General features: G+C 69.3%; 20 protein-coding genes. 10 read left to right on the forward strand and 10 right to left on the reverse strand.

The genetic code is table 11. From position 1 onward, the window contains the following. Positions 1-35: 35 nt before the first annotated feature. The 7 genes from ABD736_RS08325 to ABD736_RS08355 form a co-directional block, all read right to left on the reverse strand. The gene (locus ABD736_RS08325) at positions 36-3,917 is read right to left on the reverse strand and encodes a DNA-directed RNA polymerase subunit beta' (RefSeq protein ID WP_344791278.1); all 3,882 of its coding nucleotides are present in this window, start codon (positions 3,915-3,917) and stop codon (positions 36-38) included. A gap of 41 nt (positions 3,918-3,958) precedes the next feature. Next, entirely contained in the window at positions 3,959-7,450 is a 3,492-nt protein-coding gene (gene rpoB / locus ABD736_RS08330; protein WP_344791279.1) for a DNA-directed RNA polymerase subunit beta, read from the reverse strand. Between the two features lie 263 nt (positions 7,451-7,713). Beyond that, a complete protein-coding gene (locus ABD736_RS08335; RefSeq protein WP_344791280.1) occupies positions 7,714-9,159 on the reverse strand; it encodes a serine hydrolase domain-containing protein in 1,446 nt (481 codons plus the stop codon). 77 nt (positions 9,160-9,236) lie between these two features. Beyond that, positions 9,237-9,845 carry a GNAT family N-acetyltransferase gene (locus ABD736_RS08340; protein ID WP_344791281.1) on the reverse strand — a complete coding sequence of 203 codons (609 nt, stop codon included), beginning with the start codon at positions 9,843-9,845 and terminating at the stop codon, positions 9,237-9,239. Positions 9,846-9,992: 147 nt separating this feature from the next. Beyond that, complete coding sequence (locus tag ABD736_RS08345; RefSeq protein WP_344791283.1) at positions 9,993-10,694, reverse strand: response regulator transcription factor; 702 nt, start codon at positions 10,692-10,694, stop codon at positions 9,993-9,995. Between the two features lie 4 nt (positions 10,695-10,698). Further along, entirely contained in the window at positions 10,699-11,892 is a 1,194-nt protein-coding gene (locus ABD736_RS08350) for a sensor histidine kinase (protein ID WP_344791284.1), read from the reverse strand. Positions 11,893-11,947: 55 nt separating this feature from the next. Beyond that, positions 11,948-12,520 (reverse strand): hypothetical protein, encoded by a 573-nt coding sequence (locus ABD736_RS08355; protein WP_344791285.1) that lies wholly within the window; start codon positions 12,518-12,520, stop codon positions 11,948-11,950. A 116-nt stretch (positions 12,521-12,636) separates the two neighbouring features. Between ABD736_RS08355 and ABD736_RS08360 the strand changes: the two genes are divergently transcribed. The 4 genes from ABD736_RS08360 (at position 12,637) to ABD736_RS08375 (ending at position 15,392) form a co-directional block, all read left to right on the forward strand. Beyond that, positions 12,637-13,281, forward strand: a complete 645-nt coding sequence (locus ABD736_RS08360) for a GntR family transcriptional regulator (RefSeq protein WP_344791286.1) — start codon at positions 12,637-12,639, stop codon at positions 13,279-13,281. A 43-nt stretch (positions 13,282-13,324) separates the two neighbouring features. Continuing rightward, complete coding sequence (locus ABD736_RS08365) at positions 13,325-14,188, forward strand: spermidine synthase (protein ID WP_344791287.1); 864 nt, start codon at positions 13,325-13,327, stop codon at positions 14,186-14,188. Between the two features lie 169 nt (positions 14,189-14,357). Next, a complete protein-coding gene (locus tag ABD736_RS08370) occupies positions 14,358-14,891 on the forward strand; it encodes a hypothetical protein (protein ID WP_344791288.1) in 534 nt (177 codons plus the stop codon). Between the two features lie 9 nt (positions 14,892-14,900). Further along, on the forward strand, positions 14,901-15,392 hold the full coding sequence (locus tag ABD736_RS08375; RefSeq protein ID WP_344791289.1) for a SprT-like domain-containing protein: 492 nt from the start codon (positions 14,901-14,903) through the stop codon (positions 15,390-15,392). A 44-nt stretch (positions 15,393-15,436) separates the two neighbouring features. Here ABD736_RS08375 and ABD736_RS08380 read toward each other — a convergent pair whose 3' ends face one another. Then, complete coding sequence (locus ABD736_RS08380) at positions 15,437-16,402, reverse strand: DMT family transporter (protein WP_344791290.1); 966 nt, start codon at positions 16,400-16,402, stop codon at positions 15,437-15,439. Between the two features lie 133 nt (positions 16,403-16,535). On the opposite strand from ABD736_RS08380, the gene ABD736_RS08385 reads away from it, so the two are divergent. Beyond that, positions 16,536-17,390, forward strand: a complete 855-nt coding sequence (locus ABD736_RS08385) for a LysR family transcriptional regulator (RefSeq protein ID WP_344791291.1) — start codon at positions 16,536-16,538, stop codon at positions 17,388-17,390. 9 nt (positions 17,391-17,399) lie between these two features. Here the strand turns inward: ABD736_RS08385 and ABD736_RS08390 are convergent, their stop codons facing one another. After that, positions 17,400-17,702, reverse strand: a complete 303-nt coding sequence (locus ABD736_RS08390) for a DUF427 domain-containing protein (protein WP_344791292.1) — start codon at positions 17,700-17,702, stop codon at positions 17,400-17,402. Between the two features lie 28 nt (positions 17,703-17,730). Beyond that, entirely contained in the window at positions 17,731-18,543 is an 813-nt protein-coding gene (locus ABD736_RS08395; protein WP_344791293.1) for a 2-phosphosulfolactate phosphatase, read from the reverse strand. Positions 18,544-18,666: 123 nt separating this feature from the next. On the opposite strand from ABD736_RS08395, the gene ABD736_RS08400 reads away from it, so the two are divergent. The 5 genes from ABD736_RS08400 to ABD736_RS08420 all read left to right on the forward strand — a co-directional run bounded on the left by ABD736_RS08400 (position 18,667) and on the right by ABD736_RS08420 (position 22,056). Beyond that, a complete protein-coding gene (locus ABD736_RS08400; RefSeq protein ID WP_344791294.1) occupies positions 18,667-19,293 on the forward strand; it encodes a DUF1684 domain-containing protein in 627 nt (208 codons plus the stop codon). After that, the gene (locus ABD736_RS08405) at positions 19,293-19,505 is read left to right on the forward strand and encodes a hypothetical protein (protein ID WP_344791295.1); all 213 of its coding nucleotides are present in this window, start codon (positions 19,293-19,295) and stop codon (positions 19,503-19,505) included. Before ABD736_RS08400 ends, ABD736_RS08405 begins: the two co-directional genes overlap by 1 nt. Positions 19,506-19,682: 177 nt before the next feature. After that, complete coding sequence (locus ABD736_RS08410) at positions 19,683-21,323, forward strand: DEAD/DEAH box helicase (RefSeq protein WP_344791296.1); 1,641 nt, start codon at positions 19,683-19,685, stop codon at positions 21,321-21,323. 230 nt (positions 21,324-21,553) lie between these two features. Further along, on the forward strand, positions 21,554-21,736 hold the full coding sequence (locus ABD736_RS08415; protein ID WP_344791297.1) for a hypothetical protein: 183 nt from the start codon (positions 21,554-21,556) through the stop codon (positions 21,734-21,736). A 68-nt stretch (positions 21,737-21,804) separates the two neighbouring features. Next, a complete protein-coding gene (locus tag ABD736_RS08420) occupies positions 21,805-22,056 on the forward strand; it encodes a DUF4242 domain-containing protein (RefSeq protein ID WP_344791298.1) in 252 nt (83 codons plus the stop codon). Positions 22,057-22,078 lie beyond the last annotated feature (22 nt).

Raw genomic sequence — 22,078 nt, forward strand, 5'->3', positions numbered from 1 at the left:
CCGCCGAAGCGGGGCCCTTCCTGTGGCGCTGCCTACTAGTTGTAGGTGCCGGGCGTGTAGTCGTCGCTCGAGAACGAGTCGAAGTCCACGAAGGACAGCGAGTTCTCGTCGAAGACGGAGTCGTCGGAGAAGATGCGGTTCGGGTAGCGCTCCGCCTTCGCCTCCTCCGTCGCGTCGACGGTCACGTTGCGGTAGCGGCCGAGGCCGGTACCCGCCGGGATCAGCTTTCCGATGATCACGTTCTCCTTGAGGCCGATCAGCGGGTCGCTCTTGCCCTCCATCGCGGCCTGCGTGAGCACACGGGTGGTCTCCTGGAAGGAGGCCGCCGACAGCCACGACTCGGTCGCGAGCGAGGCCTTGGTGATACCCATGACCTCCTGGCGGGCGGCCGCGGGCTTCTTGCCCTCGGCCACAGCGGCGCGGTTGACCTCGACGAAGCGCGAGCGGTCGACCAGCTCACCGGGCAGCAGCTCGGTCTCGCCGTGCTCGACGACGGTGACCTTGCGCAGCATCTGGCGAACGATGACCTCGATGTGCTTGTCGTGGATCGGCACACCCTGCGAGCGGTAGACGCCCTGGACGCCGCCGACGAGGTGCTCCTGCACGGCACGGACGCCCATGACGCGCAGCACCTCCTTCGGGTCGACCGAGCCGATGATCAGCTGCTCGCCGAGCTCGACGTGCTGGCCGTCTTCGACGCGGAGGGTCGAGCGCTTCAGGACCGGGTAGACGTGCTCCTCGTCGCCGTTGTCGGGCGTGAGGATGACCTTGCGGCTCTTCTCGGTCTCTTCGATCTTGATGACACCAGGTGCCTCGGCGATCGGCGACGCGCCCTTGGGGGTGCGGGCCTCGAAGAGCTCCTGGACGCGCGGCAGACCCTGCGTGATGTCGTCAGCACCGGTGGTACCACCCTGGTGGAAGGTACGCATCGTGAGCTGCGTGCCGGGCTCACCGATCGACTGGGCCGCGATGATGCCGACGGCCTCGCCGATGTCGACGAGCTTTCCGGTCGCGAGCGAGCGGCCGTAGCACTTCGCGCAGACACCGACCGACGACTCGCAGGTCAGGACCGAGCGCACCTTGATGCGCTCGACACCGGCCTCGACGAGCTTGTCGATGAGCACGTCGCCCACGTCGGAGCCGGCCTCGGCAACGACGGTGCCGTCAGCCGCGACCGCGTCGACGGCCAGCGTGCGGCCGAACACCGAGTTCTCGACGTTCGGGTCGCGCGTCAGCACGCCCTCGGCGTTGTTCGCGGCGATGGCGAGGTCCAGACCCTTGTTCGTACCGCAGTCGTCCTCACGGATGATGACGTCCTGCGAGACGTCCACCAGACGACGGGTCAGGTAACCCGAGTCGGCGGTACGCAGCGCGGTGTCGGACAGACCCTTGCGGGCACCGTGGGTGTTGATGAAGTACTCGGCAACGGTCAGACCCTCGCGGTAGCTCGAGAGGATCGGGCGGGCGATGGTCTCACCCTTCGGGTTCGTCACCAGGCCCAGCAGGCCCGCGATGTTACGGATCTGCAGCCAGTTACCACGGGCGCCGGAGCTCACCATGCGGAAGATGGTGTTGTCCTTCTCGAAGTTCTCGCGCATCGCCGCAGCGACCTCTTCGGTCGCCTTGGTCCAGATGTTGACGAGCTCGAGACGGCGCTCGTTGTCGGTGGTGAGACCGCGGTCGTACTCGCTCTGGACCTTCGCGGCCTGCTTCTCGTACTTGGCGATGATCTCCTTCTTCTGGGGAGGAGTGCTCACGTCGGACATGGCGACCGTGACACCCGAGCGGGTCGCCCAGTAGAAGCCGGCGTCCTTGACGCGGTCCAGCGTCGCCGCGACCTCGACCTTGGGGTACCGCTCAGCGAGGTCGTTGACCAGCTGCGAGATGCGGCCCTTGTCGGCGACGGCCTCGACGTACGGGTAGTCCGCCGGAAGCGCCTCGTTGAAGAGCGCGCGGCCGAGCGTGGTCTCCACGATCGCCGACGAGCCCTGCACGAAGCCCTCCGGAGCCGAGTCCTCGTCGAGGTAGAGGTCCGCGAGGCGGATCTTCACCTTGGCGTTGAGGTCGAGCGTGCCCTGGTCCTTGGCGAGGATCGCCTCGGCCACCGACGAGAACGCGCGGCCCTCGCCGAGCGCACCTTCCTTGACCGTGGTCAGGTGGTGCAGACCGATGATCATGTCCTGCGCGGGCAGGGTGACCGGGCGGCCGTCGGACGGCTTGAGGATGTTGTTCGAGGCGAGCATCAGGATGCGGGCCTCGGCCTGGGCCTCGACCGACAGCGGCAGGTGGACGGCCATCTGGTCACCGTCGAAGTCCGCGTTGAACGCGGCGCAGACGAGCGGGTGCAGCTGGATCGCCTTGCCCTCGACGAGCAGCGGCTCGAAGGCCTGGATGCCGAGACGGTGCAGCGTGGGCGCACGGTTCAGCAGCACGGGGCGCTCGCGGATGATCTCCTCGAGCACGTCCCACACCTGCGGGCGCGAGCGCTCGACCATGCGCTTGGCCGCCTTGATGTTCTGGGCGTGGCCCAGGTCGATCAGGCGCTTGATCACGAACGGCTTGAACAGCTCGAGAGCCATCTGCTTGGGCAGACCGCACTGGTGCAGCTTCAGCGTCGGGCCGACGATGATGACCGAACGGCCCGAGTAGTCGACGCGCTTTCCGAGCAGGTTCTGGCGGAAGCGACCCTGCTTACCCTTCAGCATGTCGCTCAAGGACTTGAGGGCGCGGTTGCCGGTGCCGGTGACGGGGCGACCGCGGCGGCCGTTGTCGAACAGCGCGTCGACGGCCTCCTGCAGCATCCGCTTCTCGTTGTTCACGATGATCTCGGGGGCACCGAGGTCGAGCAGACGACGCAGGCGGTTGTTGCGGTTGATCACGCGGCGGTACAGGTCGTTCAGGTCGGAGGTCGCGAAGCGGCCACCATCGAGCTGGACCATCGGGCGAAGCTCCGGCGGGATGACCGGCACGACGTCGAGCACCATCGCGGCCGGCGAGTTGCCGGTCGCGAGGAACGAGTTGACGACACGCAGGCGCTTGATCGCGCGGATCTTCTTCTGGCCCTTGCCCGTGGCGATCTGCTCGCGCAGCGTCTCGGCCTCGGCCTCCAGGTCGAAGTCCTGCAGACGGCGCTTGATCGACTCGGCGCCCATGTGCGCCTCGAAGTACAGGCCGTAGCGGTCGACGAGCTCGTTGAAGTCGGCGTCCTCGGGCTTGAGGTCGCCGACCTTGAGGGTGCGGAACGACTCCCACACGCGCTCGAGACGGGCGATGTCCTCGTCGAAGGACTTGCGCAGCTGCGCCATCTCCTTCTCCGCGCCGTCCTTGACCTTCTTCTTCTGGTCGGCCTTGGCCCCCTCCGCCTCAAGGGCGGCGAGGTCGGCCTCGAGGCGGCTGAGGCGGTCGGCCACGGCCGCGTCGCGCTGGTCGCCCAGCGTCTTCAGCTCGAGACGGAGCTCGTTCTCGAGACCGGGAAGGTCGGCGTGACGGCCTTCCTCGTCGACGTAGATGACCATGTATGCCGCGAAGTAGATGACCTTCTCGAGGTCCTTCGGCGCCATGTCGAGCAGGTAGCCGAGGCGGCTGGGCACGCCCTTGAAGTACCAGATGTGCGTGACCGGGGCGGCCAGCTCGATGTGGCCCATGCGCTCGCGGCGCACGGACGACTTGGTGACCTCAACACCGCAGCGCTCACAGACGATGCCCTTGAAGCGGACGCGCTTGTACTTGCCACAGGCACACTCCCAGTCGCGGGAAGGGCCGAAGATCTGCTCACCGAACAGACCGTCCTTCTCGGGCTTGAGGGTGCGGTAGTTGATGGTCTCGGGCTTCTTGACCTCACCGTACGACCACTTGCGGATGTCCTCTGCGGTGGCCAGACCGATGCGAAGCTCGTCAAAGGTAGTTGCGTCGAGCAATTTCTCTCCTACTAGAAAAGTTCTCTGTTATCGGCCTGGCTTCAGATCTCTTCGATCGAAGAGGACTCGAAGCGGGCGGAGATGTTGATGCCGAGCTCTTCCGCAGCGCGGAAGGCCTCGTCGTCGGTGTCGCGGAGGCTGACCGCCGTGCCGTCTGCCGACAGCACCTCGACGTTCAGGCAGAGCGACTGCATCTCCTTGATGAGGACCTTGAAGGACTCGGGGATGCCGGGCTCCTGGATGTTCTCGCCCTTGACGATCGCCTCGTACACCTTGACGCGGCCGAGGATGTCGTCGGACTTGATCGTGAGCAGCTCCTGCAGGGCGTAGGCCGCGCCGTATGCCTCGAGCGCCCACACCTCCATCTCACCGAAGCGCTGGCCACCGAACTGCGCCTTACCACCCAGCGGCTGCTGCGTGATCATCGAGTACGGGCCGGTCGAGCGGGCGTGGATCTTGTCGTCGACCAGGTGGTGCAGCTTCAGGATGTACATGTAGCCGACCGACACCGGGTCCGGGAACGGCTCGCCGGAGCGGCCGTCGAACAGCACGGTCTTGCCGGAGGAGCCGATCAGGCGTTCGCCGTCACGGGTGGGCAGCGTCGAGTCGAGCAGACCGGAGATCTCCTCTTCGGACGCACCGTCGAACACCGGCGTCGCGAGCTTGGTGTTCGGTGCGACCTCACGCGCCTCCGCAGGCAGGTTCTTCGCCCACTCGGGGTCGCCCTCGATCTTCCAGCCGGTCTTCGCGACCCACCCGAGGTGGGTCTCGAGCACCTGGCCGAAGTTCATGCGACCGGGGATGCCGAGCGGGTTGAGCACCACGTCGACCGGCGTGCCGTCCGCGAGGAACGGCATGTCCTCGACGGGCAGGATCGTCGAGATGACGCCCTTGTTGCCGTGGCGGCCGGCGAGCTTGTCACCCGCGGTGATCTTGCGCTTCTGGGCGATGTAGACGACCACACGCTGGTTGACGCCCGAGCCGAGCTCGTCGTCGCCGTCCTGCGCGTCGAACACCTTGACGCCGATGATGGTGCCCTCTTCACCGTGGGGAACCTTGAGCGACGTGTCGCGCACCTCGCGGCTCTTCTCGTTGAAGATGGCGCGCAGCAGGCGCTCCTCAGCCGACAGCTCGGTCTCGCCCTTCGGCGTGACCTTGCCGACCAGGATGTCGCCGGGGCGGACCTCTGCACCGATGCGGACGATGCCGCGCTCGTCGAGGTCGGCCAGCAGCTCCTGGCTGACGTTGGGCAGATCGCGGGTGATCTCCTCCTTGCCGAGCTTCGTGTCGCGGGCATCCACCTCGTACTCCTCGATGTGAATCGAGGAGAGGGTGTCGTCCTTCACGAGGTTCTGGCTGAGGATGATCGCGTCCTCGTAGTTGTAGCCCTCCCACGGCATGAACGCGACGAGCAGGTTCTTGCCGAGCGCGAGCTCGCCGTTCTCGGTCGCGGGGCCGTCGGCGATGACCTCGCCGGCCTCGACGCGGTCGCCCGCGTTCACGATCACGCGGTGGTTGTAGCTGGTGCCCTGGTTCGAGCGGTCGAACTTGCGCAGGTAGTAGTCCTGCGTGCCGCCCTCGTCGAGCTGCACGGTGACCACGTCGGCCGACACCTCGGTGACGACACCCGGCTTCTCGGCGGTGACCACGTCACCGGCGTCGATCGCGGCGAAGCCCTCCATACCGGTTCCGACCACCGGGCTCTCGGAGCGCAGCAGCGGAACGGCCTGGCGCTGCATGTTCGCACCCATCAGGGCGCGGTTCGCGGCGTCGTGCTCGAGGAACGGGATCAGCGAGGTCGCAACCGACACCATCTGGCGCGGCGAGACGTCCATGTAGCCGATCTGGTCGGCGGGGATCAGGTCGACCTCGCCACCCTTTTCACGTGCGAGCACGCGCTCTTCGGCGAAGTGGCCGTCGGCCTTCAGGGGCGCGTTGGCCTGGGCGATGATGAAGTCGTCCTCTTCCGCAGCCGTCAGGTAATCGATCTGGTCGGTGACCTTGCCGTTGACGACCTTGCGGTACGGCGTCTCGATGAAGCCGAACGAGTTGATGCGGGCGAACGACGCCAGCGAGCCGATCAGACCGATGTTCGGGCCTTCAGGCGTCTCGATCGGGCACATGCGGCCGTAGTGCGAGGGGTGCACGTCGCGCACCTCGACGCCGGCGCGCTCACGCGACAGACCACCGGGGCCGAGCGCCGACAGGCGGCGCTTGTGGGTCAGGCCCGCGAGCGGGTTGTTCTGGTCCATGAACTGCGACAGCTGCGAGGTGCCGAAGAACTCCTTGATCGCGGCCACGACGGGGCGCACGTTGATCAGGGTCTGCGGCGTGATCGCCTCGATGTCCTGCGTGGTCATGCGCTCGCGGACGACGCGCTCCATGCGCGACAGACCGGTGCGGACCTGGTTCTGGATCAGCTCGCCGACGGCGCGGATGCGACGGTTGCCGAAGTGGTCGATGTCGTCGACATCGAGGCGGATCGTGACGGGCTTGCCGTCGCGAACGCCGGGCATCTCGGTCTCGCCCGAGTGCAGCGACACCAGGTACTTGATCGTGCGCACGACGTCTTCGACGGTCAGCACCGAGTCGGTGAGCGGCTTGTCGAGGCCGAGCTTGCGGTTGATCTTGTAACGGCCGACCTTGGCGAGGTCGTAGCGCTTCGGGTTGAAGTAGAAGTTGTCGAGCAGCGCGCGGGCGGCCTCAGCGGCGACCTGCTCGCCCGGACGGAGCTTCCGGTAGATGTCCTTGAGCGCTTCTTCCTTCGTGAGGATGGCGTCCTTCTCGAGGGTGGCGGCGATCGACTCGAAGCCCTTGAACTCCTCGAGGATCTCCTCCGAGGTCATGCCGAGGGCCTTGAGGAACACGGTGACCGACTGCTTGCGCTTGCGGTCGATGCGGACGCCGACCTGGTCGCGCTTGTCGATCTCGAACTCGAGCCACGCACCGCGGCTCGGGATGACGCGGGCGCTGTAGATGTCCTTGTCGGAGGTCTTCTCGGGCGTGCGCTCGAAGTAGACGCCGGGCGAACGCACGAGCTGCGACACGACGACGCGCTCGGTGCCGTTGATGATGAAGGTGCCCTTGTCGGTCATGAGCGGGAAGTCGCCCATGAAGACCGTCTGGGTCTTGATCTCACCGGTCTGGTGGTTCATGAACTCGGCCTCGACGTAGAGCGGAGCCGAGTAAGTCTTGCCCTTCTCCTTGCACTCGTCGATCGAGTACTTGCGCTCCTCGAGGAACGGGTTCGTGAACGAGAGCTGCATGGTCTCGCCCAGGTCCTCGATCGGCGAGATCTCTTCGAAGATCTCCTCGAGGCCGGTGCGGGTGGGCAGATCCTGACGACCCTGCGCGAGGCCTTCGGCCACACGGGCCTTCCACGCGTCGTTGCCGACCAGCCAGTCGAAGCTCTCGGTCTGGAGAGCCAGCAGGTCAGGAACGGTCAGGGTGTCGGTGATCTTGGCGAACGAAAGACGAGAGTGGTCTCGTCCGTTCTTAGGGTTGGTGGTCGATGCGTTGCGAGCAGCAGCCAAGGAAATAACCTCCGAAGGCCCATCGCGAATTGGGCCTCAAGTTACTGACGGTCTGGACGAGGGACTCCCGCGTTTCAGGGTCTCTATCTGACGTGGCCCACGATGTATGGTGAGACCGCCCGAAGACCCTGCTGCCGACCGCAATATGAAGGCATGACGTTAGAGGGAGCGCAAAGGTCAAGTATATGGTGCGGCGCGTCGCCGTGTCCACCCGATTCTTGACTCGAAATGCTTCAAGGGGTATAAGTCCGCGAGATTCCGCGTTATTCCGCCGATTTCTCGGGGCAGATCGTCAGGGTCTGGATGCGCGCAGGCACGATCGGGGCGAGCGAGATGCGCACGCGCACCGGCCCGCTCGTCGACTCGCGCAGCCACGTGGCGACCGCAGGCGATGCGGATGCCTCGAGCCGCGGCTCCTCGCCGGCCGCGACGAGCCCCAGCCCGCGCACCGCCGCGCGGCGCTCGGCGATCGGCACATCGAGGGCGACGTTGGGCGAGAGGATCTCTGACTCGAGGCCGTCGCTCGAAGCACCTGTGCTGAGCTCCGTCGAAGCATCCGCGGCCCATGCGTCGATCAGGCGATCTGCCGCCCGCGCCAGCGTGACGGTCTCGGCCCACGGCTTTGCGTCCTGGGCGCCCGCGCCGAGGTGCTCGATCACGCGGTCGACCAGCGCGGTCACGGGAGTGCTCACCCCGGCGTACGTGGCGTTCTCGAAGCCGACGACGCCGAAACCGGCCTGAACGTTCCAGCGCAGGTGGGCGCTGAAGCCGGGGTAGCCGCCCGAATGGCCCACGGTGTGGCCGATCGAGCGGCCCTTCTCGACCATGAGCCCGAAGCCGTAGCCGTTCTCTTCGACGCCGACGCGGTCAGACGGGATCGTGCGGTGCACCTGCTGCAGCTCGCGGCGGCTCGCCGGGCTGAGCGGGCCGGCCTGCGGCGAATCGGTCAGCCCGCCGGCGAGGAACGCGGCCCAGCGCGCGAGGTCGCGGGCGGTCGTGACGATGCCTCCGATCGGCGAGAAGGCGCCGGGGCCCGAGAACGGCAGCGCGCGCCAGGTGCCGCTCGCATCGCGCCGGTGGCCGACCGCCGTGCGCCCCGGGCGGCCCTCTGCCCTGAATCCGGTCGCGGTGAGCCCGAGCGGCTCGAGCAGCTCGCGGGTCACGAACTCGATGTAAGAGGTGCCCGAGGCCGCCGCGATCGCCTGACCGAGCAGCGCGTAGCCGAGGTTCGAATAGCGGAAGGTCGTGCCGGGGGTGCTGTCCCGCGGCGTGCCCGCCCGCAGCACCGCCCGGAACTCGTCGTCGGTGAGCGGCTCCTGCCGGTCGGCCCACGGGTCATCGGTCGACAAGCCGCCCGACATCGAGAGCAGCTGCCGCAGGGTGGGAACCTCGGGGCTGCCGTCGCTGAAGTGGAACTCGGGCACGAAGTCGGTGATCGGCTGGTCGAGCACGAGCGCGCCGCGGTCGCGCAGCAGCAGGGTGGCCGCCGCGGTGAAGCTCTTCGTGCAGCTCGCGATGCGGAACGCGGTGTCGGCGTCGGGGGTGGTGCCGCCCTCGTCGACGCGGTCGAGGCCGAAACCGCGGCTGAAGTGCAGCTCGCCGCTGCCGTCGAACAGCGCGACAACCGACCCGGGCGCGAGGCCCCGCTCGATGCGGCTGGCGAACAGCTCGGTGGTGGCGGCGTCGAGGAACGGCAGGTCGAGGCTCACCCCTCAAGCATGCCCGCCGGAATCGGGCGGTGCGAAATGTCCGTTCGCGAGCTCTCGAACGTGCATCGCACCGCTGTTTAGAGCTCGGCGTCCGACTCCAGGGCGAGTGCGTAGGGATTGTCGGGCGAACCCGGCAGGCGGTGGAAGCCGAGGCGCGCATAGAAGGTCTGCGCCGCGACGTTGTCGGGTCCGACGCCGAGCTGCACGCCGGGAATCCCCCGCTCGCGCAGCTGGTCGAGCAGCCGCCGCATCAGCGCGCGCCCCAGGCCCTGACGCTGCAGCTCGGGCAGCAGGTCGATGTGCAGATGCGTGGGGTAGCGGTCTTGATCGGACTTGATCATCCGCTCGGGGTGGTGGCCGAGGTCGACGAGCCGGTCCTCGGCGGATTCGAGAAGCGGGGGCAGGGGATGCCTCGCCGCGAAGCCCGGTAGCCACGCGCTGCGGTATCGCTCGACGAAGCTCAGGGTGTCGGCCGCGGCGAGCAGGTACCCCGCGACACGGCCGCCGACGTCGACGACGGTGGCGAGCTCCGGCTCGAGCTCGAGGTACGGACCTGCATAGATGTCGGGCAGGAGCGTGTCGTCGCTGAACTTCCCCGTGGCGTCGACACCCGAGTCGCCCGTGAGCAGGCAGACGCGATAGACGTCGGCGCGATCCTCGGGCCGATACGGCCGCAGCTCAGTCATGCAGTCCTTTCCTGCGCCGCGCTTCGCGGCGCGAGCGCACCCGCTCAGGCATCCGCGCCCTCCCTGCGCCGCGCTTCGCGGCGCGAGCGCACCCGCTCAGGCATCCGCGCCCTCCCTGCGCCGCGCTTCGCGGCGCGAACGCACCGCTCAGGCATCCGCGGATCTCGATCCCACCGCCAGCGCAATCGCCTGCGCGCGCGACTGCACGCCGAGCTTCGCGAACAGCGAGTTCACGTGCGTCTTCACCGTCGCGACGCTCACGAAGAACTGCTGCGCGATCTCAGGGTTGCTGCGGCCGCGCGCGATCTCGCCGAGCACCTCGGCCTCGCGCGCGGTCAGCGTGGGGAACCGGGCGAGCAGCGCCGGGCCGTCAAGACGGGCAGCTTCCCCGGATTCCTCAGGCGGCGAGATCGCCCCACCGCCGGTGAAGCTGCCGATGAGCTTGGCGCCGACCTCGGGCGCGAGCGTCGTCTGGCCGCTGGCGACGGCACGCACGGCGGCGGCGAGCTCCGCCCGGCCGGCGTCCTTCGTCAGATAGCCGCGCGCACCGGCCTTGAGCGCAGAGACGATCGACGCGTCGTCGGCGTAGGTCGTGAGCACGAGCACCGCGACCGTCGAGCTCGCGGCGAGGACACGCTCAGTCGCGGCGGCGCCGTCGAGGCCGGGCATCCGCAGGTCCATGAGCACGACGTCGGGCGCGAGCTCGCCGGCGAGCCGGACGGCCTCGAGCCCGTCCGCCGCCTCACCGACCACCTCGACGTCGGGGAGCAGCTCGAGCACGGTGACGAGCCCGTCGCGCACGATGGCCTGGTCGTCGGCGACGAGCACACGGATGGTCGGGGATGCCACAGCCTCAGCCTGCCGCAAGAGAAGCCGTCGCCGACACCACGAACCGCCCGTCGCGCTCCGTCGCGCTCACCGTGCCCCCTGGCAGCTGCGCGAACCGCTCCGCCATACCGACGAGCCCGTGGCCGCCGCCGAGGTCGCTCGGCGTGCGGCCGGCGACGACGCGGTTCGACACCGCGAGGTCGATGCGATCGGCGCCCGCCGTGAGCTCGACGGAGACCGGCTCGCCCGGCGCATGCCGGCGCGCGTTGCTCAGGGCCTCCTGCAGAGCGCGCTCGAAGGCATTGGCGACGGATGCCTGCAGCGGCGCGGCCGCCGCAGCGAGATCCACGCGCGCATCGGCCTCTCCCCCGAGCTCGCGGTGCGCGCGCAGCAGCCGCTCGGCGGCGCCGGCCAGGTCGACAGGCGACTGCTCGGAGGAGTCCGGGTCGTCGGGCGATCGCAGGGCGGCGACGGCTCGACGGGCATCCGCCAGCCCCTCTGCGGCGAGCGCGCGCGCCTGCGCGACCTTCGCCTGCGCGTCGGAGGTACGCCCGGACTCGAGCAGGGCCTCTGCGGCGTCGAGCTGGATCACGAGTCCGCCGAGGCTGTGCGCGAGGACGTCGTGGATGTCTCGCGCCACGGCCTCGCGTGCGGCAAGCGCGCTCGCCCTGGCCTCCTGCTCGTGCGTGGCCGCCTGCTGCTCGGCCAGCTCGCGGTTGCGCCTGGTGGCGGCGCGGGCCTGGCGGCGCGAGACGCCGATCAGCAGCCAGACGGCGTTGCTCGCGAGGTAGCCCAGCACGCCCGCCGTGCCGAGGCCTGCCGAGAGCGCGCCGATCGGCGTGAGCACGAACGAGAGGGCCGAGAGCGCGGCACCCCACCAGATCGACTCGGTGTCATCTGAGACCGCGAGGATGACGAGGATGGCGAGCGGCGCGAGGTGGATGCCGTTGCTCGGCGCCACCGAGAGCGATGCCGCGACCACGCCGACGACCGTGGCCGCGCGCCGCACCCAGCGCAGCACGGCCGACCGCCGCTGCGACTGCACGAACACGCGCTGCAGCGGCACGACGATCGCCCAGGTGAGCAGGGCCAGCACCGTCGCGACGGCGAACCAGCCGCTGCGGGGCACGGAGGTGCTGGCGAAGGACGCGACCGCGACCGCCACGATGCCGATGGCATTGAGGGCCAGGGGCAGCACGCGGCGGTCGGTGAGGTTCATCAGCGCAATCTTGTCTGGTCAGGAAGCGGTCTCGATACGCCCGGCTTCGCGCGGGCTACTCGACCACCGGAAGCGTGGCGAGGCTCTGACGGTGCTGGTCGAGGCGCCAGGCAAGCACGCCGACGCGGGCGGCGCGGTTCGCGGCGAGCACGAGCAGGATGACGCCGGTGGATGCCGTCGCCTCTGCGCCGAGGTGCCGGGCGAACAGCTCGACGCCGACGCGCACCGCGATCAGGACGATCCAGAGCGCGACGCCCACCCAGCTCGTGCGGCTCTCGTACTCGACGGGCGCGAGCGCCTGGCCGTCGCGGCCGGGGCGGCGGCGCTGCTCATACGCAGCGGCGCGCTCGCGCGTCAGCGGGCGGAAGCGGGCGATGGCACCCATGGTCGCGCCGACGCCGAGGGAGATCACGAGCTCGACGGCCAGCAGGGCGATGTCCGTGGGCCTGAGCGTCACCGCCTGCTGGCCGGTGACGATGATGCCGGCGCCGATGATGGCGAAGATGATGGGGCCGCGCCACATGCGGGCGGGGTCGACGACGCGCCAGGTCATCTGGCGGTAACAGATCCAGGCGATGACGGCGATGCCGAGCAGGGCGTCGAGGCCGTATTGCAGGTTCACGTTCATGACAGCAATGCTTCCGGTCAGCCAGCGCCCGGCCCACCACCCCAGGGTGGAGCGCGGGTGGAGATGCGGCCGCCGGAAGTATGACAGATGCTGAAGTTGTATCTATCATTGCGTATATGGTCGAGAAGAACTCCGTCGCCGCCGGCGACCGTGCGTATGAAGACGTCAAGTCGCGGATCCTCGAGGGCGAGCTCGCAGGCGGCGAGCTGATCAGCGAGGGCGAGGTCGCCGACCGGCTGAACATCAGCCGCACGCCGGTGCGCGAGGCGTTCCTGCGACTGCAGGCCGAAGGACTCATGAAGCTCTACCCGAAGCGCGGCGCGATGATCACCCCCATCGCCCGCAGCGAGGCGCGCGACGTGGTCGACGCGCGCAACATGCTCGAGACGCACGCGGTGCGCTCGGTCGTGGCCAGCGAAGAGCGCACCGAGCGCCTCGTGGCGGCGCTGCGCGAGAACATCCAGCTGCAGAAGGACCGCATCGCCGACCGCAATCTCGCGGGCTATGCGCTCGCCGACGCGGACTTCCACTCGGCGCTGATCAGTGCGAGCGAGAACGCGCTCATCATCCAGTTCTACGCGACCCTCTACGACCGGCAGGTGCGCATGGCGCGCTCGTCCGTGCCCACCGACGTCGTCGCCGAGGACGTGGTCGGCGCGCACCAGGCCCTGCTGGACGCGATCGCGGCGCGCGACGCCGACCGCTTCGAGCAGCTGCTGGCCGAGCACCTCAAGAAGATCCACGAGGTGCTGATCCGATAACGGATGCCGCGGGCCAGGCATCCCCTCGAATAACTTGGATCTCGTGAGCGACGACCGATCCGTGATCTTGAAGCACTCCGGCTATCGCGCGGTGATCGAGCCCGATCGCTTCGTCCCGGGAGCGTACGAGCTCGTGGTCGACGGCACCCCGCAGTCGCACGTGAACCTCGAGGACCCGTCGTCGCTGTTCTTCGAGTACATCCAGCGCATGGGCAACGTCATCGATCTGATCGGCGACCCCGGCCAGCCGATCACAGCCGTGCACCTCGGGGCAGGGGCGATGACCATTCCGCGGTACATCGCAGCCACCCGTCCGGGCAGCCGCCAGCAGGTGATCGAGCTCGAACAGAACCTCGTCGAGCTGGTCCGCTCGGTGCTTCCGCTGCCGCGCGGCGCCGACGTGCGGGTGCGCTACGGCGACGCCCGCGAGGTGCTCGCGAAGCTGCCCGGCGGGCTCGTCGGGTCGGTCGACCTCGTCGTCGTCGATATCTTCAGCGGGGCGCGCACGCCGGCGCACGTGACGAGCCAGGAGTTCTACACAGAGGCGGCCCGCCTGCTCTCCCCCACCGGGATCATGCTCGTGAACATCGCCGACGGGCCGCCGCTGCGCTTCGCACGCTCGCAGGCGGCCACGCTCGCTCAGGTGCTGCCGCATGCCGCCGTGCTCGCCGAGGCGCAGGTCGTGAAGGGCCGTCGCTTCGGCAACTTCGTGCTCGTCGGCTCCGCGGCGCCGCTTCCCGAGAAGTGGCTGCCCCGCCTGATGGCGGCGGGCCCGCACCCCGCGGTCGCCGTGCTCGGGTCGGACTTCGAGGACTTCGCCCGCGGCGGTCTGATCGTCACGGACGCCACGGCGACGCCCTCACCGCCGCCCGCCCGGTCGATCTTCCAGGTGAAGCCGGGCAAATGATCTGTCCAGGCGCCGCGAAGGGCACACTTCGCGCCAGAGGGCACGCCGATTCCGCGAATTCGTGTGCCGCCCGGTCGAACGTGTGCCGCTGGCGACGTGAGGCATCGGTTCACCCCGAATGGGGCGTGGCATGCCGCGCTCGCGCAGCTCGCCTGGTTAGCCTGCCCGCGTGAGCAGCATCATCCTCGGCTACGACCCTGAAACACTTCGTGAGCGCGTGGACCTGGTGGAAGTCGGCCACCGCCTCGCCGAGCTCGGCGACCTGCGCAGCCGCGACGCCCTGTGCGAGAAGGCCTGGCTGCTGAAGGTGGGCGGCTCACTCGAGGATGCGATGGATGTCGCGAACGAGGCGTACCGGCTGGCGCGGTTCACCGGCGACCGGCGCTCGCTGCAGCGGCCGCGGATGATCCGCGCGCAGGTGCTGCAATTCCAGGGCCGGTACGAAGAGGCGATCTCAGAGCTGACCGCCTGCATCGAAGAGGCGCGCACGCACGAGTGGCACGAGCTCGAGGCGTTCGGCCTGCAGCACCGCGGGAAGGTGCTGTTCGAACAGGGGGCCGACGAGGCCGCGATCGCCGACTTCACCGAGTCGCTGCGGCTGCGCACCGAGGCGGGCGCGCCGGCCGACCAGATCGAGTCGGCGCAGTTCGCGCTCGAGACGGCGAAGCACCGCCTCGAATCCAATGTCGTACCTTTGTTCTAGCCTCTCCGCATGGCTGAACTGGCTCGTGTGAGCGTCTGGGCGAACGCACTCATCGCCCTGCATCTCGACCCCTCGTGGACCTTCGCGTTCGACAACGCCAAGAAGCGCGCGGGGCTGTGCGATTACACGCACAAACGGATTTCTGTGTCCCGCTACCTCGCGGCGAGCTGGCCAGACGACGACGTGCATCAGACCCTGCTGCACGAGGTGGCGCATGCCCTGGCGGGGCCGGCGGCCGGGCACGGCCCGGTGTGGAAGCGCACCGCGAAGTCGCTCGGCTACGTCGGCGGTCGCACCCACGACGGTCCGACTCCCACCGAGCTCGCGCCGTGGGTCGGCACCTGCCCGAACGGGCACGTGCACTACCGCCACCGGAAGCCGACGAGAGCGCTGTCGTGCGCGAAGTGCTCGCGGTCGTTCTCGCGCGCGTTCTTGATCAGCTGGACTCGGCGGGAGATCTCAGCGGCCGTGCGCAGAGCGGCGGCGCGCGCACAGCAGTGACGACCCAGTGGGTCGTCACTCGCCCGCCGCTGTTCGAGCGCAGCTCAGCCAGGAGAGGCACCCGGCGTCGCGAGTTCTCTTCGACTGCGACGGCGAGGCAGCTTGAGCCCGCGCTGGCTCGCGATGATGCCGGCGATGACGACGAGCCCGCCGACCGGCTCGTACCAGCGCACGGTCTCGCCGAGCAGCAGCACACCGAGAACGACGCCGACGACGGGCGCCATGTAGGTGACCGTCGAGGCGCGGGCCGGGCCCCAGTCCCGAACGATGCGCGTGTACCAGATGTAGGCGACGCCGGTGCCGAGCACGGCGAGCGCCGCGACGCTCGCGACGACCGGCAGGCTCAGGGCAATCGGCCCGCGGGCGTCGAAGGGCGCGAGAACGAGCACGATGGCGCTCGCGGCCATGAGCTGAACGGAGGACAGCGTGATCGAGTCATAGGGAAGACCGCTCACGAAGCGGCGCAGGTAGAGGCCGGCGAATCCGTAGCTCGCCGTCGCGCCGAGGCAGGCGAGCTGCGCGGGGATGCTCGCCCGCACGGCCGGGTCGCCGATGAGCTGCCACGGCCCCGTGAGGATCAGCACGCCGATGATGCCGATGACGAGTCCGACGACTCGCGCGCGGCTGAGTCGCTCGGAGCGCAGGACGAGCGGGGTGAACAGCAGTGTCATGATCGGCGTCGTCGCGTTGTAGATGCTCGCGAGGCTGCTCGGCACGTACTGCTCGGCCCAGGCGAACAGGGTGAAGGGGATGGCGCAGAAGAACGCGCCGACGACGAGCATGTGGAGCCACACGGCGCGCTCGCGCGGCCACTGCCGCCGGGTGACCGTCATGATCACGGCGAGGGTCAGCGCACCGAGCACGATGCGGCAGATCACGAGTTGCGCCGGTGAGAAGCCGCCGAGCCCGACCTTGATGAAGAGGAAGCTTGCGCCCCATACGAGCGAAAGTGCGAGGAACGACCAGAGCGTCGCGTTCACGCCCTGAGTGCTGCGAGCGGTGCCGGTCATGCTGCGAGCCTCCCGCCGCCGAGGGGGCGGCGCTGGCGCGAATCGGACGGAGCGGTGTTCATGCGGCTTATCATTGCCGCGCTGGGCCTCATGAGGCCAATGCATTCATCTCATTGCCTGATGAGGAGAACCGATGGGTGTCACTCTGCCGCAATTGCGCGCGCTGGTCACGGTCGTGGATCGTGCGTCATTCACGGATGCCGCGGCGCAGCTCGGCGTCAGTCAGTCGGCCGTCTCGCACGCGATCTCCGGGCTCGAGCGCGAGGTCGGCGGCCGGGTGCTGCAGCGCGACGGGGGCGTCACCCTGACCGTGCTGGGAAGGCGGGTGCTCGATCACGCACGCGCGGCACTGGCATCCGTCACGGCTCTCGAAAGCGCGGTCAAGCAGAACGGAGCGCTCAGCGGCGTTGTGCGCCTCGGCGCCGTCGCCACCGTGTGCCAGGGACTGCTTCCCGACCTGATGCCGCTGTGGGCGGCGCGGTTGCCGAACGTCGAGGTGCAGATCTACGAGGGCGACGACGACGAGATGCCCGAGTGGCTCGAGGGCGGGGTCGTCGAGGCGGCCATCCTCGTCGAGCCCGAGCCGATGCCCGCCGGCGGCAAGCTCGTCGCGACAGACGAGTTCGCCGCCGTGCTGCGGTGCGACCACCCGCTCGCCGACCTCGACGGGATCCCGCTCGCGGAGCTGCAGACCGACGGACTGATCGTCGGGTCGCCCGGCGGCTGCGAGGGCTACGTGAAGCGGATGTACGAGGACGAGGGCCTCGAGTACGCGTTCTCGCATCGCGTACGCGAGATGACGACGCTGTTCCGCATGGTCGAGCAGGGGCTCGGGGTCGCGATCGTGCCGACGCTGGGGCGGACGATGCTGCCCGATGGGTTGCTCATGAAGTCACTCGCGAAGCCGCGGCCGCGGCGGCTCGTGCTCTCCGGCCCGACGTCGCGGCCGTGGCATCCGCTCGCCCAGGCGCTCGTCGACGCGCTCTGAGTGGCGCACCTACTCGGTGACCTTCACGTCCTTCCAGAACGCGACGAAGTTCGAGAAGTCCTTGCCGACGCGGTCGAACGCGGTCGGGTAGGGCGTCGGGTAGCTCCACGCACGGTCGGGGTACTGCTGCCCGTCGACGGTGACGGTGAAGTACTGGCACTCGCCCTTCCACGGGCAGGTGTAGGGGGTCGGGCTGGTGCTCAGGTACTGCTCGTTGACGGACGCCGGCGGGAAGTACCAGTTCCCCTCGATGCGAATGAGGTCCTCTTCGGGGGCCTCGGCGATGACGGTGTCTCCCAGAAGTGCTTTCATGACCGTGCGAACCGCATGCGGGGGCCCGCTATTCCGCCGCTTGCGGCTCGGGCTCGGGCATGCGCTCGGCTCGGAAGACGCCGTCGCGCATGACGGGCACGACATCCGACACGTCGAGCTGGGCGGCGATCTTGACGTCGGCGAGCTGGTCGACTGCCGCGAGTTCGCGAGCGCTGACGGATGCCGTGAGCAGATGCCCCACCGCGCGGCGCAGCGTCTCGAACGACGCCGCCGCGACGGCGGCCTCAGGCGAACACGCGTCGATGCCGCGGGCTGCGAGCGCGCCGATCACGGCGCCGGCCGCGAGCTGGTCCTCGACGGCGGGGCGAAGCGTGTCGTCGGCGCGACGCTCTCCAGACGCGACCACGGCGACGTTCGCACGCCGGCCGAGCCGCTGCTGATACGCGAGCACCCAGCGCGCCACAGCCGAGAAGTTCCGCAGGTTGGCGGCGACGACCGGCACGCCGAGGCCCGCGGCACCGGCGGCCACCCGCGACCCGTTGAGCGAAATCACGACTGCCCGGGGCGCGCCGAACTCGGCGATCTTCTCGGCCGTCATGCTCGTCGGCGACAGCGAGAGCCCCGGGTCGCCACGGCGCGCGGCGAGCTTGGCCCCGACGGATTCCGCATAGGCGGCCGCCGCCTCGCGGTCGAGCGTCGGGTAGGGCTCGATCTCGAGACCGAGGCCCGTCGCGAGCTCGACGGTCGTCGTGAACGAGATTGTGTCGATGAAGACGATGACACCGGCGCCCGGGGCGATGCTGCGCAGACCTTCGATGCCCCAGTCGAACCTGACCTCGTAGCTCTGCTGGGTGTGCTCGGCAGGTTGGGGCTGAGGCATGTCTCCAGCGTAGGTTGCCCAGCTCGTCTGCTTCGAACGGGCTGCGCTGCTCCCGGGTGACGCACCCCTGGGCGTGCGGTGACCGTCCGGCGCAGTCGGCGCCGACGGGGTCAAGATAAGGCTATGACCGACGCCGCTCGCACCGCGCTTGAGACCGCCGACTGGCGCCGGCTCACCTTCGAGCTCTACGAGATCACCCGCCTTGCCGACGAGACCGATGGGCCGGCCGGGGCGCACGAGTTCTGGCGGCTGCATCGCAATGACATGCTCGCGAAGCATCCGGCCTCTCCCATCCTCCCCGAGCAGCGCGAGGCGTTCGAGGGTGTTCCGGTGGCTCCCTACGACCCCGCGTGGCGGTTCGAGGTCGAGATCGAGCCGGCCGACGAGCCCGTGCACTGGGACGTCGAGACGGGCACCGACGGCGTCGTGCCGTTCGAGCTGCTCGGGAAGGCGGTGCTGCCTGGCGTTGGGACGCTCGACGTGTGGCGGCTACGGTCGTACGGCGGCGGGCTGTTCGTGCCCGTCAAGGACGCGCTTGCCGGGAAGCCCCGCGGGACCTACGGCGGCGGCCGCTATCTCATCGACACTGTGAAGGGCGCATGGCTCGGCGGCAGCGACGACACGATCGTGCTCGACCTCAACTTCGCCTACAACCCGTCGTGCGCGTATGACCCGGCGTGGGCGTGCCCGCTCGCGCTGCCGAGCAACACGCTGCCCGTCGAAGTCCCCGTGGGCGAGCGGATGCCGTGATGGCGACCGCGGGCCACTCGTCGACGCCGCAGTGGAAGAAGCTCGGCATCAAGGCCGGCTCTCGAGTCGCGCTGGTCGGGGCGCCCACCGGGTGGGCGATCGCCTCGGAGGACGACCTGCCTGAGTTCGAGCTCGTCGAGTCGGGCGAGCCTCAAGCTCGCCTGGCGGCGCGAGAACCGCTGATGGTCGGGCACACAGGCCGGGTGACTTAGACTTGACGAGTCGCGAGCGGAGTCTTCGCTCGCACGGCGTCGCGATTCGACCCATCACAGTCTTTTCTGACGGCGCACCGCGCTGGCATCCGCCCGCGTGCGACCGACCCCCTCCCCGCTTTCGCGCGCCCGTCTTGGCGTGCGCGCGGGCCCATGCCCCGAAAGGCATACACCTTCATGACTTCCTTCGCCGAACTCGGCGTTCCCGCCCCCATCGTCGCCGCACTCGCGGCGGCCGACCGCACCGAGGCCTTCCCCATCCAGGTCGCGACGCTGCCCGACTCGCTGAAGGGCCGCGACGTGCTCGGCCGCGGCAAGACCGGCTCCGGCAAGACCATCGCTTTCGCGGTTCCCCTCGCGGCGCGTCTCGGCCAGGCATCCGGCACCGCAAACGGCCAGCGTCCCGCGCGCGGCCGCCAGGCGCGCGGCCTCGTGCTCGCCCCAACTCGCGAACTCGCGACGCAGATCGACAACACGCTCGCGCCGCTCGCGCAGTCGATGGGTCTGAACACGACCGTCATCTACGGCGGCGTCAGCCAGAAGCGCCAGGAGGACGCCCTGCGCGCCGGCGTCGACATCATCGTCGCTACCCCCGGCCGTCTCGACGACCTGCTCAAGCAGGGCGTGCTGTCGCTCGACGGCATCCGCATCACCGTGCTCGACGAGGCCGACCACATGGCCGACCTGGGCTTCCTGCCCGTGGTCACCCGCATCCTCGACAAGACCCCGAAGGGCGGTCAGCGCCTGCTGTTCTCGGCCACGCTCGACAACGGCGTGGACCGCCTCGTGAAGCGCTACCTGCGCGACGAGATCCTGCACTCTGTCGACGAGGCGACCTCGCACGTCTCGGCGATGACCCACCACGTCTTCGCCGTCGACGGCGGCGCCGGCAAGGACGCCCTGGTTCGCACGCTCGCCCGTGGCGCAGGCAAGCGCATCCTCTTCATGCGCACCAAGCACCAGGCGAAGAAGCTCGCGAAGAAGCTCACCGAGAGCGGCATCCCGTCGGTCGACCTGCACGGCAACCTGTCGCAGAACGCGCGCGACCGCAACCTCGCGGCGTTCCACGACGGCTCGGTGCGCGTGCTCGTAGCGACCGACGTCGCCGCCCGCGGAGTGCACATCGACGACGTCGAACTCGTCGTGCACGTCGACCCGCCCGTCGAGCACAAGGCGTATCTGCACCGCTCGGGGCGCACGGCCCGCGCCGGATCGGCAGGCGACGTGGTCACGATCGCGCTTCCCGAGCAGCACCGCGACCTGCGCGACCTGCTGCGCAAGGCCGCCATCCGCGTCGATTTCGAGCAGGTGACGGATGCTTCGCCGCAGGTCCGGGCCCTCGTGGGCGAGCCTGTCGCTCTGGTTCCTTACGTGAAGCCCGAGACCCCCGCGCGCGGTCAGTCGCAGGGCGGCACCTCGACCGGCGCCAACGCCCAGCGCAAGCGCGCCCGGCGCGGCGGCGGTGGTGCCGGTGCTTCGGTCGGCGGCGCTCAGACGCAGGGCGAGCGCCAGAGCGCGGGCCGCGGTGGCCAGAGCGCCGGTGCTGGCCAGAGCGGCTCGCAGCAGGCGGTCGGTCAAGGGCGTCGCCGCGGTCGCGGCCAGGGCGCCGCCGGTCATGGCGCCGGTGCTCAGGGCGCCGCGGGCCAGGGGCAGTCGCGCGGGCAGCGCGGCGCCGGCCAGGCATCCGCTCGCCGCGACGGCGTGACGCGGGGCGGGTCGACGACCAGCTACTCGACCTCGACTGGTGGTCAGGGCGGCTACGTGGGTGGCTCGGGCACCGGTCGCTCGCGCACGCCGCGTCGCGCGTCGCGCCCGTAAGCGGCTTGCGCCCGCTGAACGGCTCTCGACGCCGCTGAGCGTCACCGAGAAGTGCCGCGATGTTCCCGGTCACTGACCGAGGCGACATCGCGGCACTTCTCGTCCGTGGCACCCGCCGCCGCATCGGGGCGACGGCGCCCTTGGCATCCGATTAGTCCAAATTGCCGCGATTCGTGCCGAATCGGGCAATTCGGGATCGAGGCACGTCGTCGCCCCGTTGCGGTCGACCCATGAGCGAGCTCGTGGTGCGGACTGCAACGCTAGAGGACGCCGCGGGCATGGCGCGGGTGCACGTGCGGTCGTGGCAGGAGACGTATCGCGGGCTGGAGTCCGACGAGGTGCTCGACGCCCCCGACTTCGGGGCCAGCGAGCCGTTTGGGAGTGGGCGGGAGATCCGCACGGTGCGGCCCTGACTGGCACAGTGTTGCGGTGAGGCATCCTCGGGTCTAGCTTTCGCGCATCCGAATGAAAGGAGCGCACGATGCCGCTCTACATGGATGTCCACCACCTCGACGACGGACCGGTCACTGCCGACGACGTCGCCAAGGCTCATGCCGCCGACCTCGAGAAGCAGGGTGCCCACGGCGTGAACTACCTGAACTACTGGGTCGACGAGGCGAAGGGGCAGATCTTCTGCCTGGTCGACGCGCCCGACGCAGAATCCGCGAACGCGGTTCACCGAGAGGCGCACGGGCTCGTCGCGGACGAGATCCACGAGGTGTCGCAGGGGTAGCTCAGCGTGCGGTGCGCTCTGC

Source organism: Gryllotalpicola daejeonensis (assembly GCF_039538145.1).
GTDB classification, from domain to species: domain Bacteria; phylum Actinomycetota; class Actinomycetes; order Actinomycetales; family Microbacteriaceae; genus Gryllotalpicola; species Gryllotalpicola daejeonensis.